We start from the raw sequence: 14,892 nt of genomic DNA, 5'->3' as shown, positions 1-14,892 counted from the left end.
CCATCAAAACAGATATCGATAGTAATTTAGTAAAGGCTGACATATGCTGAGTAAGTTATTGGTAGAGGCTTTTCAGGAAAAAATATTGAACGATCAGGCTATTGTCGAACAGTTTCTGGATTCGATGCTTTTGGAAAACGGTTTATCCGAGAATACTCTGGCATCGTACCGAAATGATCTTAAGAAAGTGCATCAATGGCTGGATAAGGAAAAGCTAACGCTGCTTTCCGTTAGCACCGAAAAGCTGCAGGAATTTCAGGCGTGGCAGCTTGATAAAGGTTACAAGCAAACCTCCCGTGCCCGGACGCTCTCGGCTATACGACGCATATTCCGTTATCTGTACCGGGAAAAGCTGAGAGAGGATGATCCCAGTGCTCTGCTTATCGCTCCTAAGTTGCCAAAAAGGCTGCCAAAGGATCTGAGCGAGAATCAGGTAGAAGCCCTGCTGGATGCGCCTGACCCGAATGATCCGGTTGAACTCAGGGATAAGGCGATGCTGGAGCTGCTTTATGCGACGGGTCTGCGTGTGACTGAGCTGGTTAGTCTGACTACGGAAAATATGAGCCTTCGAGAAGGTGTGGTCAGGGTGACAGGTAAAGGGAACAAAGAGCGTCTGGTTCCCATGGGGGAAAACGCCATTGACTGGATTGAAACTTTTTTGCAGCAGGGCCGGTCTGTTCTTTTAGGTGAGAAAGCCTCAGATGTGGTTTTTCCCAGCAGTCGCGCCAGACAGATGACCAGGCAGACTTTCTGGCACAGAATTAAGCACTATGCGGTGATAGCCGGAATAGATGCGGACTCTCTTTCTCCCCATGTTTTGCGCCATGCTTTTGCGACGCACTTGTTGAATCATGGTGCAGATCTCAGAGTTGTGCAGATGTTACTGGGGCATAGTGACTTATCGACTACCCAAATTTATACTCACGTGGCAACGGAGAGACTGAAAAATATTCATAAAGAGCACCATCCAAGAGCATAGGCGAGAATTTGGTGCGGCTTTTCGTTGGTCCGGTAATTTTTAAAGGTGAATTTTTATGAGCGTGCTACGCAAGACTTTATTTGCGCTATCTCCGGTTTTTCTTTCTGCCTGTATTGAGGCGGAAGAGAAAGTAGTTCAGCCTCAGGCTGAAGAAGTGAAAACGACAGAATCAGCGATGGCTTCATTTGATGAAGCCGCGATAAAAACACGCTTTGCAGCCATTGGCATCACAGTAAATAGCATTGAAGCTACAGCGTTTGACGGAGTGGTTGAAGTATCCACTTCCAGTGGTGTGGTTTATTCGGATAAGACAGGGCAGAACTTTATTGCCGGGACTTTATATTCATTTGATGAAGAGGGGAATCCGGTAGATATTCTGGCAGCAAAACAGGCGCCGATAAATGCCGCTAAGATTGAGTCTTTTGCTGATGATATGATTGTGTATCAAGCGGAAAATGAAAAATTCGCGGTTACTGTATTTACCGATACCACTTGTACTTACTGCGTGCGTCTGCATAGCCAGATGCAGGGTTACAATGATTTAGGTATCACTGTTCGCTATCTGGCCTATCCTCGTCAGGGCCCAACCGGAGATGTTGCCCAGGAGATGGCAAAAATCTGGTGTTCTGAAGACCCAGCTAAGGCGATGGGCACAGCGAAGATAGAACGTAACTTTAATGAAGAGGTTCAGAACCTGGCTCAGTGCCAGCAAAAAGTTGCGGATCAGTATATGCTTGGCCGTGATCTGGGTATTTCCGGCACTCCAGCCGTTTTCCTGCCTGACGGAAACGTAGTTGCCGGTTATATGCCGCCAGCAGGGCTGTATAAGCGTCTGCTGCAAGTTAATTAAATAATAAAAGCCATAGAGCAGATGGTTTAAGGGCAGCCCTTATTGTCATTCCTGCGAAGGCAGGAATCTTGTTAAAGCGCGTTGTGAGCGAACTGATAATTGAGTACTCTACAACGCGCTTGAATTAGATCCCGGAGAATTGCCTGGGCAATTTCCTGGATGATGATAACCGGGCACTGTTAATCGATCTGCGCAGGATCTTGTTCACCCATGATAGAAATAAAACGCCGGCCAGAAGCCGACATATCCGCTCTTCCTGATTCGATTCCTCCGCTATTAAGACGCATCTACATCAGCCGGGGTATTACCAGCACGCAGCAACTGGATAATTCAGCCAGAGGCCTGCTTCCTTATCAGACATTAAATGGCATTCAGAAAGCCGTTGAACTGCTTTTTCAGTGCATTGAAACCGGCAGGCGCATTATTGTTGTCGGTGACTTTGATGCGGACGGTGCGACCAGCTCTGCGCTCTCTGTTCTGGCGATGAGAAAGCTGGGCAGTAGTAATATTGATTATCTGGTGCCCAACCGTTTTGAAGACGGATACGGGCTGAGCCCGGAAGTGGTTGATCAGGCTATTGCGCTTCAGGCTGAAGTGATTATGACGGTGGACAATGGTGTCTCTTCTATTGAAGGTGTCCGCTATGCTAAGCAGCAGGGACTTCAGGTTATTGTTACCGATCACCACTTACCAGGGGATGAGTTGCCGGAAGCCGATGCCATGGTGAACCCAAACCTTGAAACCTGCGAGTTTCCGTCCAAGTCTCTTGCCGGAGTCGGCGTCGCCTTTTATCTGATGATGGCTCTGCGCGCTTATATGCGCGGGAAAAACTGGTTTGAGCTAAATGGCGTACCTGAGCCGAATTTAGGTGAGCTGCTTGACCTTGTTGCGCTTGGAACCGTCGCGGATGTAGTTTCTCTGGATGGAAACAACCGGATTTTAGTTCATCAGGGCTTGCAGCGAATCAGAGCAGGAAAAGCCCGGCCTGGCATTCAGGCTCTGATTGAAGTTTCCAAAAGAGAATCCAGAAGAATGGTAGCGGCCGATTTTGGTTTTGCTCTTGGCCCCCGAATTAATGCGGCCGGTCGTCTGGATGATATGTCGTTCGGGGTTGAGCTTCTGATGTGCAGCAATATTCATGCAGCCAGAAGAATGGCCAGTGAACTGGATGGCCTAAATCAGACCCGCCGGGAAATTGAAGAGGGAATGAAACAGGAAGCCATGGCTTTCTGTGAGCGTATTCAGTATTCAGATGACAGCGAACTGCCTTTCGGGCTGGCACTTTTCCAGCGAGACTGGCATCAGGGCGTTATCGGCATTTTGGCATCCAGAATTAAGGACCAGTTCCACCGACCGGTTATCGCTTTTGCTGACGGTGGCGAAGGTTACATCAAAGGATCCTGCCGTTCCATTCCCGGCCTGCATATGCGTGATACGCTTGACCTGATTGACAAGAAGCATCCGGGCATCATTGTTAAGTTCGGCGGACACGCAATGGCTGCCGGCCTGACTATTAAAGAAGAGCACTTTAAAACTTTCTCTGAGGCTTTTGATCAGGCCGTGAGAAACGTACTGGAAGAAGATGCCCTGAAAGGTGTGATCCTTACCGACGGTGAACTACTACCGGAAGAGTTCTCTATGCTGACCGCAGAGCAACTGCGTTCAGGAGGTCCATGGGGCCAGAACTTCCCCGAGCCGGTATTTGACGGTGAATTTAAAATACTGCACCAAAAACTGGTCGGCGAAAAACACCTGAAACTTATGGTAGAGCCGCTATTTAAAGGCCACCCAACTAACCTCACCCTGGATGCCATCGCTTTCAATGTTGACCTAAGACGCTGGCCTGATGCATCGGTTAAGACGGTGAATATGGCTTATCGGTTGGATGTTAATGAGTTTCGGGGGAATCAGAGTCTTCAGCTAATGGTGGAAACGTTAAGCGCGTAAATGGGTAATGGGGCTATGGGGCAGACTTCGTCCTTGAGGGAAATAAGGCTATGGGGAAAAGCTAAAAAAGCTTGACATCATGTGCAGTCGAATCAAATCTTGCATAACCCCATAACCCCATAACCCCATAACCCCATAACCCCATAACCCCATAACCCCATAACCCCATAACCCCATAACCCCATAACCCCATAACCCCATAACCCCATAACCCCATAACCCCATAACCCCATAACCCCATAACCCCATAACCCCATAACCCCATAACCCCATAACCCCATAACCCCAAAATTTTCCTGTATCTTCATCACATTTTTCAGTAGAATTCTCCGGTTAAATTCTACTCATTAATGCAGATCAGAAATGTTTGAAATCAATCCTATTAAAAACCGCCTAGAGGACGTAACTGAGCGTACGAATGTCCTTAGGGGGTATCTTTGACTATGACGCTAAAAAAGAGCGTCTTGAAGAAGTCAATGCCGAACTAGAACAGCCGGATGTATGGAACGAACCTGAACGCGCACAGGCGCTGGGTAAAGAGCGTTCTGCACTTGAAGCGGTTGTTGAAACTATCGATCAGCTTGATCAGGGTGTCGACGATGTTGACGGCCTTCTTGAGCTTGCCGTGGAAGCCGAAGATCAGGAAACCTTCGATGAGATCGAGCCTGAGCTTGCTGAACTTGAAGCTAAGCTTGAGAAGCTAGAGTTCCGCCGTATGTTCGCTGGCGATCACGATGGTTCCGACTGTTATATCGACCTTCAGTCCGGCTCAGGTGGTACGGAAGCTCAGGACTGGACTTCAATGATGCTGCGCATGTACCTGCGCTGGGCTGAAGCTAAGGGCTTTAAAGCGGAAGTTATCGAAGTTTCTGAAGGTGATGTTGCCGGTCTGAAATCAGCAACGGTTCGTATTGTTGGTGAATACGCTTACGGCTGGCTGCGTACTGAAACCGGTGTTCACCGTCTGGTTCGTAAGTCTCCGTTTGATTCAGGCGGTCGTCGTCATACTTCATTTGCATCTGCATTTATCTATCCGGAGATTGATGACAACATCGCGATTGATATTAACCCGGCCGATCTTCGTATCGACGTATACCGTGCATCGGGCGCGGGTGGTCAGCACGTAAACACCACAGAATCTGCGGTACGTATTACGCACTTGCCGACCAATACCGTGGTTCAGTGTCAGAACGACCGTTCTCAGCATAAGAACAAAGATCAGGCGATGAAGCAGTTAAAAGCAAAACTGTTCGAGCTTGAGCTGCAAAAGCAGAATGCTGAAAAGCAGGCGAACGAAGACGCTAAGTCGGATATCGGCTGGGGTAGCCAGATCCGTTCTTACGTACTGGATGATTCTCGCATTAAAGACTTACGCACCGGCATCGAAAACCGCAACACTCAGGCGGTACTTGATGGTGACTTAGACAAATTTATCGAAGCAAGCCTGAAATCAGGCCTGTAAGCGCAAATTAAGGGTAAAAAAGAAAATGACTGAACAGGTTCAACAGCCAGAAATTAACGAACAGGAAGAGAACAAGCTGATTGCCGAGCGTCGCGCTAAACTGGATCACATCCGTAAAAGCTGCAAGGCAAATGGTCACCCTAACGATTTTCGCCGCGACAGCTTAGCGGGCGATCTTCAGGCGCAATTCGGTGAAAAGACAAAAGAAGAACTTGAAGAGCTGGGCAAAGTAGTTGCTATCGCAGGCCGTATCATGGCTAAGCGTGGTCCTTTCCTTGTGATTCAGGAAACTTCCGGCCGTATTCAGGCATACGCTGCTAAGCCGGTACAGAAAGAGCTGAAAGAGAAATATCAGGGTCTGGATATCGGTGACATCATCGGTGTTAAAGGTACTCTGCATAAGTCAGGTAAAGGCGATCTTTATGTAAACATGGATGAGTATGAGTTGCTGACTAAAGCACTTCGTCCTCTGCCAGAGAAGTTCCACGGTCTGACTGACCAGGAAATGCGTTACCGTCAGCGTTACGTTGACCTGATTGTGAACGAAGAGTCGCGCAACACATTTATCATCCGCTCTAAGCTGGTATCTGCTATCCGTAACTTTATGAGCTCTAAGCAGTTCCTTGAAGTTGAAACTCCGATGATGCACGTGATCCCTGGTGGTGCAACGGCTCGTCCGTTTATCACTCACCACAATGCGCTGGATATCGACATGTACCTGCGTGTTGCTCCGGAGCTTTACCTGAAGCGTCTGACAGTTGGTGGCTTTGACCGCGTATTTGAGATCAACCGTAACTTCCGTAACGAAGGTCTTTCTCCTCGCCACAACCCGGAATTCACTATGATGGAATTCTATATGGCGTACGCAGATTACAACGATCTGATGGATCTGACCGAAGAGATGCTGCGCACTGCGGCTCAGGAAGTTCTGGGTACAACCAGCATGCCTTATGGCGACGAAATGGTTGAGTTCGGCGGCACATACCCGCGTATGAGCATGATCGAAGCAACTAAGATGTACAACCCGCTTAACGAAGATATTCAGGCTCTGGACTACGAAAAAGCTCAGGACCGTGACTACCTGGTTAAGATTGCGAAATCTGTACATATCGATGTTGAAGAGTTCTGGAGCTGTGGTCAGCTTCTTGAAGAGATCTTTGGTGAAACTGCAGAGCCTAAGCTAATTCAGCCAACCTTCATCACTGAGTACCCGGCGGATATCTCTCCTCTTGCGCGCCGTAACGATGAAAACCCGTTTATCACTGACCGCTTCGAGTTCTTCGTTGGTGGCCGTGAAGTGGCTAACGGCTTCTCAGAGCTTAACGATGCAGAAGATCAGGATGCGCGCTTTAAAGCTCAGGTTGCAGCGAAAGATGCAGGTGACGATGAAGCAATGTACTACGATGCAGACTACATCACAGCACTTGAGCACGGCCTTCCGCCAACAGCGGGTCAGGGCATTGGTATCGACCGTCTGGTAATGCTGTTCGCTAACGCGAAAACCATCCGCGACGTAATTCTGTTCCCGGCAATGCGTCCGAAAGCTTAATTTTAGCTGTCAGCTATCAGTTATCAGAGGAGGTCAGATTGACCTCCTTTTTTTTGCTCCGATTCAACTGCCCGCACATTATTCTCTTTGTTGGTTACTTGTTTAATGATTCTTGTGATAAATTGTTCATAAGTAACACGAAATTTAAATACGATATGCACTCTCAATTCGCCGAAGGCAAAGTTAAGCTGCTGAAACTGATTCTGGATACGATTCCCTGCCGGGTATTCTGGAAGGATCGTGATCAGGTTTACCGTGGAGCGAATAAGTTATTTATTCAGGATGCGGGTTTAGCTTCAGCAGAAGCGCTTATCGGAAAGACGGATCTGGAGTTGCCCTGGGCTGAGGATCAGGGCAGCGCATATCAGGCTGACGATTTGCAGATAATGCAGTCGGGAAAAGCGATACTGGCCTATGAAGAGCAGCAGACTCAGGTTGATGGTTCGGTCCTCTGGCTGGAAACGTCAAAAATTCCGTTACGTAATGAGAACAACGAGATTATCGGTGTTCTGGGTACTTATGTAGATATTACAGCCCGTAAACTGGCTGAGCAGAGGCTGGAGGAGTTTAATACTGAGCTTGAGCAACTGGTGGAAGAGCGCACTGCAGAGTTAAGTGAAGCTCACCGGGTTGCCGAGCAAGCTTTGGAGGCCCGTAGTCAGTTTCTGGCCAATGTGAGTCATGAGATCCGTACACCAATGACGGGTATTCTCGGTATGGTCGAACTGCTTATGCTCAGCGACCTTAAAGAGGAAGATCAGCGATGTCTGGATATTATTCAGCATTCGGGTAAAACGCTGCTGACTGTGCTTAATGACATTCTGGATTACTCCAAACTGGACGCTGGCAAGTTGTCACTTAATTCCAGTTCCGTTGATTTGGCTGACTTTCTTCAGCAAACCATAACGCCATACAAAGTGAGTGTATCAAACAGACTGGAGATTGATTTATACCTTGAGCAATCTCTGGTTGGTAAGCGTTTCTTACTTGATTCTGTTCGCATTCACCAGGTTCTGTCCAACCTGTTAAATAATGCCTGTAAGTTCACTGAAGAAGGCTTTGTTCGTTTAGCTGTTGCCGGCAAGCCGCTGGACAAGAAGAGATTCCAACTGGAGTTTAGCGTTACTGATAGCGGAATTGGTATTGCTCCTGAAAAGCAGCGGGAGATCTTCAACCCCTTTACTCAGTCTGACCAGTCAACGGCGCGTCAGTATGGCGGTACGGGGCTTGGGCTATCTATTTGCTCTCAGATCCTTGCATTGATGGAGAGTCAACTGGCTGTCGAAAGTAATGCTGGCGAGGGTACCCGGTTTTCATTCAATTTAGTTCTGGAGCAGGACAGAGCCGGAGAGCCCGAAGATACAGAGCAGGAGGCTGAACCTTCTTTGCAGGAACCTAAGCTGCTTAATGTTCTTCTGGTGGAAGACAACAAGATAAACCAGATGGTTTGCAGCAAATTACTGGAACATCTGGGGACTAAAGTTGAAATCGCCAATGATGGCTCAGAGGTTGTGAATCTGATTACAGAAGAGCAGCGATGCTATGACATTATACTGATGGACTGCCAGATGCCGGTGATGGATGGCTACGAAGCAACCAGACGGATACGCCGGTGGGAAGCGGAAAACGACCGTCAGCGTTCAAAAATTATCGCACTGACGGCGCATACGCTACCCGAACATGTGGAGCAGTGTATTGCTGCCGGTATGGATGCGCATTTGTCTAAACCATTAAATGTCGCAGAGATTAAGCAACTGCTGACGGGCGAGGCTAACAGTCGCTGATTGGGTTAGCTTCTGGTTACTTTACTGAACCGGAGTCAGCTCTGCTCTGATAAGTAAGATGCGCTAATACACAGCGCAGTACTGAATAGTCGAACTTTTCATCAAGCGCTTCGTAAAGAGGTTTCAGCTTATTTTCAGCAAGGGCATTTACCTGCTCTGCAACCCGCTTAATCTGTCCGATATCTTCCTGGCTTATGGATATGATCTGCTCCAGCTGACAGGCGCCGGTCTCAATCCCGGCGCTCAGGTGAGCCATAATGGTGTTTTCTGCCAGACCTCTTGCACCGGCCACTTCCTGTACTGACTTCAGGTTTTGCAGCATTTCCACCGACTGAAGCTCGGTATTTGACAGCGTTTTCAGCTCAACAGGTTTGGGCTTTACCACAGCAATAAACTGTTCACCATATTTATCCACTTTGGTATCGCCAAAACCGGAAATCTCGCAAAGTTGGATAAGGGAGGTCGGCCTGACCCTGGCTATCTCTTTCAAGCTGCTGTCGTGGCAGATCACATAAGCTGGTACATTTTGTTCTTTCGCCAGTTCCATGCGTACTTGTTTTAGTGCTTCAAACTGAGCCAGATCTGATGGTGCCAGATCGCCGCCTTGCTTGCTGCTCTGTTTTTTCGCCGGTTTATTATTTCTTAATTCACGAAGTTGTACCTGCTGCTCACCACGCAATACCGGACGGCAACTGTCGGTCAGGATCAGATTATTATAATCCCCTTCCACCCTCAGGTAGTTCATAGCGATAAGCTGGCGGAATACGCCTTTCCACTGGTTGGCGTTAAGCTCCGTACCTATACCAAAGGTGGATACCTTATCGTGACCGAAGCGGATCATCCGCTCATCGCTTTTTCCCAGAAGAACATTGGTCAGATAGGTAACGCCAAAGCGCTGCCCACAGCGGTAGACGGCTGAAAGTGCTTTTTGCGCGGCCTGAGTTCCGTCCCAGGTTTGTGGCGGGGAAATACAGTTGTCGCAGTTGCCACATAGCTGGCTATCGCGTTCACCAAAATAGGCAAGCAGAGTTTGTCTGCGGCAGCTTGTTAATTCACAGTAACCAAGCAGTGCATTGAGCTTTTGAACCTGCACCTGCTTGTAGGCTTCGCTGCCATCGGAATTCTCAACCATTTTGCGTTGCAGAACCATGTCCTGCATACCATAAGCCATCCAGGCGTTGGCCGGTTCACCATCTCGCCCGGCACGTCCGGTTTCCTGATAGTAAGACTCTATGCTTTTCGGCAGGCTTAAGTGGGCGACAAAGCGGACATCAGGCTTATCTATCCCCATACCAAAAGCGATGGTGGCGACAATGATTACGCCATCTTCACGCAGAAATCTTTGCTGATGTTCTGCCCGTTTATCTGCGGACATACCTGCATGATAAGGAAGGGCTATACGACCTTTTGCTGCAAGCCACTCAGCTGTTTCCTCCACCTTTTTACGGGAAAGGCAGTAGACTATACCCGCCTCCTGCGCATGATGTTCAGAGATAAAAGACCATAGTTCCGCTTTTGAATTAGACGGTTCACTGACATGGTAGCGGATATTCGGACGGTCAAAACTGTGAACAAAAATACGCGCCTGACTCAGGCCAAGCTGGGAAATAATCTCTTTCTTCGTACGCTCATCGGCGGTAGCGGTAAGCGCAATACGGGGCACCTGAGGGAATCGTTGCTGTAAGACTGAAAGCTGCTGATATTCAGGACGGAAATCATGTCCCCACTGACTTACACAGTGCGCCTCATCAATGGCAAACAATGAAATATGGCATTGCTCAAGAAGATTAAGTGTTCGCTGCATTAAAAGCCGCTCAGGTGCAACATAGACAAGCTGAACCTCTCCCCGAACGATAAGCTCTTCAACCTGCATCTGCTCATACTGATCCTGAGTGGAATTCAGGTAGGCCGCAGAAACACCAACCTGCTGCAGAGCATCCACCTGATCCTTCATCAATGCAATAAGCGGTGATACCACCACCCCAACACCGGGCCGGACAATTGCGGGGATCTGATAACAGAGAGACTTACCACCCCCGGTAGGCATTAGTGTAAGCACATCCTGCCCTTCAATCAGGCTATCAATAATCTCTTTCTGCTGATGACGGAAATCGTCATAGCCGAAAACGGAATTAAGGACGGAAAGGGGAGAGATACTCACAAGTAGGGCCTATATGGTAATTAGCGTTGTTGAATCTTACCAACTGAGAAGATATTTGCTACAGCCTGAGCTGAAAAATTACCCGCAACTTGTTTTGCTAGAGCGAAGTCTCACAAAGGTGCAATGCTTTTATACCTGCCGCCTGTAGCCTGTCGCCCTTTAGCTTCCCTAGTCCCTTCCCCCTATTTATGCTATAACTATCCGCCATATATCACCGATGAGATCTTCTTTGTGCGCCTTTTCAGTCTGGGGCTTTTTCTGCTCCTTTCACTTCTGATTTATACCCTTTTCTGGGGTAAAAACGGCATTCTTGATTATATGGATGTTTCCAGCGAAATTGCGGTTCAGAAGGAAGTAAACAGCGGCCTTCAGGAGCGAAACAGCGAAATGTTTGCTGAGATCGATGATCTGCGTCAGGGGCTTGATGCCATTGAAGAGCGTGCCCGTAACCAGCTTGGTATGGTGAAAGAGGGAGAAACCTTCTATCGCATCATAGGTGACAAATCTAATTAACTGAACTCTTATCCCAATGTCTGATAATAAAAAACTATACGTGATTGTGCCGGCAGCCGGAGTGGGCAGCCGCATGAAAGCAGACCTTCCTAAGCAGTACCTGCAGATTAATGGTAAGGCTATTTTAGAGCACACGGTGGAAAAGCTGCTAAGTCACCCTGAGATAGAAAAGGTGATTGTTGCCGTCAGTGACAGCGATCCTTACTTCTCTGAACTTTGCCTGGCCTCAAATCCGAATGTAATCAGGGTATCGGGAGGAAAGGAGAGAGCGGATTCTGTGCTTTCTGCGCTGAACTACTTTGACCAGGAGTGCTCAGATAACGCCTGGGCGCTTGTGCATGATGCGGCAAGGCCCTGTGTTTCTTTGGCTGATATCGGAAAGCTTATCGCTGAGGTTCAGGAGCATGCTGTTGGCGGAATTCTGGCAGCCCCTGTCCGTGATACCATGAAGCGGAGTGACTCTGAGGCAAATATTAGTTCAACGGTTGACCGTAATAATCTGTGGCACGCATTAACGCCGCAGATGTTCCGGATCAATCAGCTAAAAGAAGCGCTGGCTAAAGCGTTGGAAGCAAATGTGGCAATAACCGATGAGGCCTCTGCAATGGAATGGGCGGGATTATCCCCTAAACTGGTTGCAGGGCGGATGGACAATATAAAAGTGACTCAACCGGAAGATCTCGCACTGGCGGAATTCTATTTGAGCAGAGAGGAAAAAGCATGATTCGAATTGGACATGGTTTCGATGTTCACAAATTTGGCGGAGAAGGTCCGGTAATTATTGGCGGCGTTGCGGTTCCCTACGAGCTGGGACTGGTTGCGCACTCAGACGGTGATGTGGCGCTTCACGCTCTGACGGACGCCCTGCTTGGTGCCATTGCTGAAGGTGATATTGGCCGCCACTTTCCTGATACAGATGAAAAGTGGAAAGGTGCCGACAGCCGTGAGCTGATGAAAGAGGTTTACCGCCTGGTTCAGGAAAAGGGTTACGTTATTGGTAATCTGGATGTGACCATTATTGCCCAGGCGCCTAAGATGCTGCCCTATATCCAGCAGATGCGCGAAGCGATTGCAGCCGATCTGCAAACCGGCACTGAAAATGTAAATGTAAAAGCAACAACAACTGAAAAGCTGGGCTTTACCGGACGTAAAGAAGGTATCGCCTGTGAAGCTGTTGTGCTACTGATGAAGAAATAAACTGATGACTGATATTCTGTCTGATCTGGCTTACCTGCACGGGGAGCCGGTTTCAAAAGCGACAATTAAGACAAAGCCTGAAGACTTTGTGGTTAAAGAGGTTCTGGGTTATGAGTTCACCGGAAGTGGTGAGCACCTGATGGTGAGAATCCGCAAAACCGGGGAGAATACCACCTTTGTGGCCAATGAGATTGCCAGGGTGTGTGGGGTTAAATCCAAAGATGTTAGCTGGGCCGGACTGAAAGACCGCCATGCAGTCACAGAGCAGTGGCTGAGCATTCATCTTCCTAAAGGTGATGCGCCTGACTTTTCGGTTTTTGAAGCTCAGTATCCGAGTATTCAGATACTGGAAACCACAAGACATAATAAGAAGCTCAGGCCGGGTGATCTGTCCGGAAACGAATTTGAGCTGACTCTTCGTGATGTGACTGAGGTTGCTGTTGCACAGGAGCGGATTGAAAAAATTCTTCAGGAAGGTGTGCCAAACTATTTTGGTGCCCAGCGTTTTGGCCGCGATGGAAACAACCTGACCGAGGCTCGTCGCTGGGGACGGGAAAATGTCCGCACCCGCAACCAGAATAAGCGAAGCATGTATCTTTCAACCGCGCGTTCCTGGATCTTTAATCATATTGTATCCAACCGCATAGAGAGTGAGCTGTTCGAGACCCTTGTTTCTGGAGATATTATTCGCAGCCCGGAACAGTCATCAATTCTGGTTGAGCAGGAAAGTATTGCCTCATATCAGGAACAACTGAATACCGCTATGGTTGAACTGACAGCATTGCTTGCCGGAGATAACGAGTTGCCGACTCAGGATAAAGCAAAGGAACTGGAACAGGCCGTGGTGGACTCTGAACCGGATCTTATGGCACTTATCCGGGGTAACAGAATGCGCCATGACAGAAGGGAAATTCTGCTTAAACCTGATAATCTTAGTTATGTAATTGATGGAAATAATATTAAACTAAGTTTTTCACTATCTTCAGGTAGTTTTGCAACGGCAATTGTAAGAGAAATTGCGCAGGTAGCAGAAGCCGAAAGAAGCTATTCATAGGACGAGGTTCAGAGAATTTATGAAAATTCTACTCAGTAACGATGACGGTGTGCATGCCGAAGGACTGGCTGCTCTGGCCGAGTCGCTATCAGATTTGGCTGAAGTTGTCATTGTGGCACCGGACAGAAACCGCAGTGGCGCATCAAACTCGCTGACTCTTGAGACTCCGCTCAGGGTTAAGCAACTGGAAACGAATGTGTATGCCGTTCAGGGAACCCCTACAGATTGTGTTCATTTTGCTCTGAATGAACTGATGAAAGATGAATTTCCCGATTTAGTTTTATCCGGTATCAATCACGGTGCAAACCTTGGTGATGACGTGCTGTATTCAGGAACGGTAGCTGCCGCAATGGAAGGGCACTTCCTTGGTGTTCAGTCTATTGCTTTCTCCTTAGTTGGAAATAAACATTTTGATACTGCGGCGAAAGTTGTTCGTGAAATAGTTGAGCAGCATATCAAGAATCCTATCCCTACTAATCGTCTCATTAACGTTAATATTCCCGACCTTCCTTATGAAGAGCTGCTGGGTAAACAGGTTACCCGCCTTGGCGCCCGCCATCATGCAGAAAATATGGTGAAGCAGCTGGATCCCCGTGGACATGAAGTTTACTGGCTTGGTCCTCCGGGCAAAGAGCAGGATGCAGGAGAAGGTACAGATTTCTTTGCTATCGAACAGAAACTGGTTTCTATTACTCCGATGCAGGTGGATCTTACCGCGCATGAATCTTTAGGCAGCATGGGTGTCTGGCTGGAAGGTAATGACTGATGAGTAATCCTCAAGCAGAAAGCCTGGTAAGTTATCTGTCCCAGCTTGGTATTCAGGACCAGAGAGTGCTTGATGCGCTGAGAAGGGTGCCAAGAGACCGTTTTGTTTCAGAGGCGATGACCCATCAGGCCTATGATAACAACGCACTGCCCATCGCCTGTGGTCAGACGATTTCCCAGCCATACATAGTGGCGAAGATGACCGAGCTTCTGGAGCTAAAACCTGAAAGCAGGGTGCTTGAGGTAGGCACAGGTTCAGGCTATCAGACCGCGATATTGGCTCAATTGGTTGATAAGGTTTACTCTTTAGAAAGAATCAAGTCGCTGCAATGGGAAGCAAAGAGAAGGCTGAAGCAGCTGGATATCTATAATGTGTCCACAAAGCATGCTGATGGCTGGTCAGGATGGCCTTCCAATGCCCCCTTTGATGCGATTATTGTGACAGCCGCTGCATCTGATGTCCCTCAGGCTTTACTGGATCAGCTTTCAGATGGAGGCTGTCTGGTTATTCCGGTTGGTGAAGCAGATCAGCAATTGTTAAAGATCGTTAAGCGTGGTGAAGAGTATCTTTCCACTGTCATTGAACCGGTTCGTTTTGTTCCGTTGATTGCAGGTGATTTGGCGTAAGAAT

General features: G+C 48.2%; 13 protein-coding genes. 12 read left to right on the top strand and 1 reads right to left on the bottom strand.

Annotated features, from left to right (window positions below):
* Nucleotides 1-43 precede the first annotated feature (43 nt).
* The 6 genes from xerD to L3Q72_RS12160 all read left to right on the top strand — a co-directional run bounded on the left by xerD (nucleotide 44) and on the right by L3Q72_RS12160 (nucleotide 8,571).
* The gene (gene xerD, locus L3Q72_RS12185) at nucleotides 44-979 is read left to right on the top strand and encodes a site-specific tyrosine recombinase XerD (protein WP_275130219.1); all 936 of its coding nucleotides are present in this window, start codon (nucleotides 44-46) and stop codon (nucleotides 977-979) included.
* A 55-nt stretch (nucleotides 980-1,034) separates the two neighbouring features.
* Complete coding sequence (locus L3Q72_RS12180; protein WP_275130218.1) at nucleotides 1,035-1,829, top strand: thioredoxin fold domain-containing protein; 795 nt, start codon at nucleotides 1,035-1,037, stop codon at nucleotides 1,827-1,829.
* Nucleotides 1,830-2,039: 210 nt separating this feature from the next.
* Nucleotides 2,040-3,776 (top strand): single-stranded-DNA-specific exonuclease RecJ, encoded by a 1,737-nt coding sequence (recJ, locus tag L3Q72_RS12175; RefSeq protein ID WP_275130217.1) that lies wholly within the window; start codon nucleotides 2,040-2,042, stop codon nucleotides 3,774-3,776.
* 363 nt (nucleotides 3,777-4,139) lie between these two features.
* Nucleotides 4,140-5,238, top strand: a protein-coding gene (gene prfB / locus L3Q72_RS12170; protein ID WP_275130216.1) for a peptide chain release factor 2 whose coding sequence is annotated in 2 segments (ribosomal slippage) — nucleotides 4,140-4,214 and nucleotides 4,216-5,238 — 1,098 coding nt in all. Because the reading frame shifts where the segments join, the coding sequence is not laid out codon by codon here.
* 25 nt (nucleotides 5,239-5,263) lie between these two features.
* Nucleotides 5,264-6,787 (top strand): lysine--tRNA ligase, encoded by a 1,524-nt coding sequence (gene lysS / locus L3Q72_RS12165; protein ID WP_275130215.1) that lies wholly within the window; start codon nucleotides 5,264-5,266, stop codon nucleotides 6,785-6,787.
* Between the two features lie 155 nt (nucleotides 6,788-6,942).
* The gene (locus L3Q72_RS12160) at nucleotides 6,943-8,571 is read left to right on the top strand and encodes a PAS domain-containing sensor histidine kinase (protein WP_275130214.1); all 1,629 of its coding nucleotides are present in this window, start codon (nucleotides 6,943-6,945) and stop codon (nucleotides 8,569-8,571) included.
* 16 nt (nucleotides 8,572-8,587) lie between these two features.
* Here the strand turns inward: L3Q72_RS12160 and recQ are convergent, their stop codons facing one another.
* Complete coding sequence (recQ, locus tag L3Q72_RS12155) at nucleotides 8,588-10,732, bottom strand: DNA helicase RecQ (RefSeq protein ID WP_275130213.1); 2,145 nt, start codon at nucleotides 10,730-10,732, stop codon at nucleotides 8,588-8,590.
* A gap of 231 nt (nucleotides 10,733-10,963) precedes the next feature.
* Between recQ and ftsB the strand changes: the two genes are divergently transcribed.
* The 6 genes from ftsB to L3Q72_RS12125 are packed head-to-tail and all read left to right on the top strand — an operon-like array spanning nucleotide 10,964 to nucleotide 14,888.
* Complete coding sequence (gene ftsB, locus L3Q72_RS12150; RefSeq protein WP_275130212.1) at nucleotides 10,964-11,245, top strand: cell division protein FtsB; 282 nt, start codon at nucleotides 10,964-10,966, stop codon at nucleotides 11,243-11,245.
* 16 nt (nucleotides 11,246-11,261) lie between these two features.
* Nucleotides 11,262-11,969 carry a 2-C-methyl-D-erythritol 4-phosphate cytidylyltransferase gene (gene ispD / locus L3Q72_RS12145; RefSeq protein ID WP_275130211.1) on the top strand — a complete coding sequence of 236 codons (708 nt, stop codon included), beginning with the start codon at nucleotides 11,262-11,264 and terminating at the stop codon, nucleotides 11,967-11,969.
* Nucleotides 11,966-12,442, top strand: a complete 477-nt coding sequence (gene ispF / locus L3Q72_RS12140) for a 2-C-methyl-D-erythritol 2,4-cyclodiphosphate synthase (RefSeq protein WP_275130210.1) — start codon at nucleotides 11,966-11,968, stop codon at nucleotides 12,440-12,442. The genes ispD and ispF overlap by 4 nt, the downstream gene beginning before the upstream one ends.
* Before the next feature lie 4 nt (nucleotides 12,443-12,446).
* The gene (gene truD / locus L3Q72_RS12135; protein WP_275130209.1) at nucleotides 12,447-13,496 is read left to right on the top strand and encodes a tRNA pseudouridine(13) synthase TruD; all 1,050 of its coding nucleotides are present in this window, start codon (nucleotides 12,447-12,449) and stop codon (nucleotides 13,494-13,496) included.
* 19 nt (nucleotides 13,497-13,515) lie between these two features.
* Nucleotides 13,516-14,262 carry a 5'/3'-nucleotidase SurE gene (gene surE, locus L3Q72_RS12130; protein ID WP_275130208.1) on the top strand — a complete coding sequence of 249 codons (747 nt, stop codon included), beginning with the start codon at nucleotides 13,516-13,518 and terminating at the stop codon, nucleotides 14,260-14,262.
* A complete protein-coding gene (locus L3Q72_RS12125) occupies nucleotides 14,262-14,888 on the top strand; it encodes a protein-L-isoaspartate(D-aspartate) O-methyltransferase (protein ID WP_275130207.1) in 627 nt (208 codons plus the stop codon). The genes surE and L3Q72_RS12125 overlap by 1 nt, the downstream gene beginning before the upstream one ends.
* Nucleotides 14,889-14,892 lie beyond the last annotated feature (4 nt).

This window comes from Vibrio sp. JC009 (assembly GCF_029016485.1).
In the GTDB taxonomy this organism is placed as follows: domain Bacteria; phylum Pseudomonadota; class Gammaproteobacteria; order Enterobacterales; family Vibrionaceae; genus Vibrio.
This window is presented reverse-complemented; position numbering and strand designations above follow the sequence as displayed.

Coding starts and splice junctions, on each gene's coding strand:
- xerD (WP_275130219.1), top strand. CDS start 44: ATGCTGAGTAAGTTATTGGTAGAGGCTTTTCAGGAAAAAATATTGAAC.
- L3Q72_RS12160 (WP_275130214.1), top strand. CDS start 6,943: ATGCACTCTCAATTCGCCGAAGGCAAAGTTAAGCTGCTGAAACTGATT.
- recJ (WP_275130217.1), top strand. CDS start 2,040: ATGATAGAAATAAAACGCCGGCCAGAAGCCGACATATCCGCTCTTCCT.
- L3Q72_RS12125 (WP_275130207.1), top strand. CDS start 14,262: ATGAGTAATCCTCAAGCAGAAAGCCTGGTAAGTTATCTGTCCCAGCTT.
- ispF (WP_275130210.1), top strand. CDS start 11,966: ATGATTCGAATTGGACATGGTTTCGATGTTCACAAATTTGGCGGAGAA.
- lysS (WP_275130215.1), top strand. CDS start 5,264: ATGACTGAACAGGTTCAACAGCCAGAAATTAACGAACAGGAAGAGAAC.
- truD (WP_275130209.1), top strand. CDS start 12,447: ATGACTGATATTCTGTCTGATCTGGCTTACCTGCACGGGGAGCCGGTT.
- ispD (WP_275130211.1), top strand. CDS start 11,262: ATGTCTGATAATAAAAAACTATACGTGATTGTGCCGGCAGCCGGAGTG.
- surE (WP_275130208.1), top strand. CDS start 13,516: ATGAAAATTCTACTCAGTAACGATGACGGTGTGCATGCCGAAGGACTG.
- L3Q72_RS12180 (WP_275130218.1), top strand. CDS start 1,035: ATGAGCGTGCTACGCAAGACTTTATTTGCGCTATCTCCGGTTTTTCTT.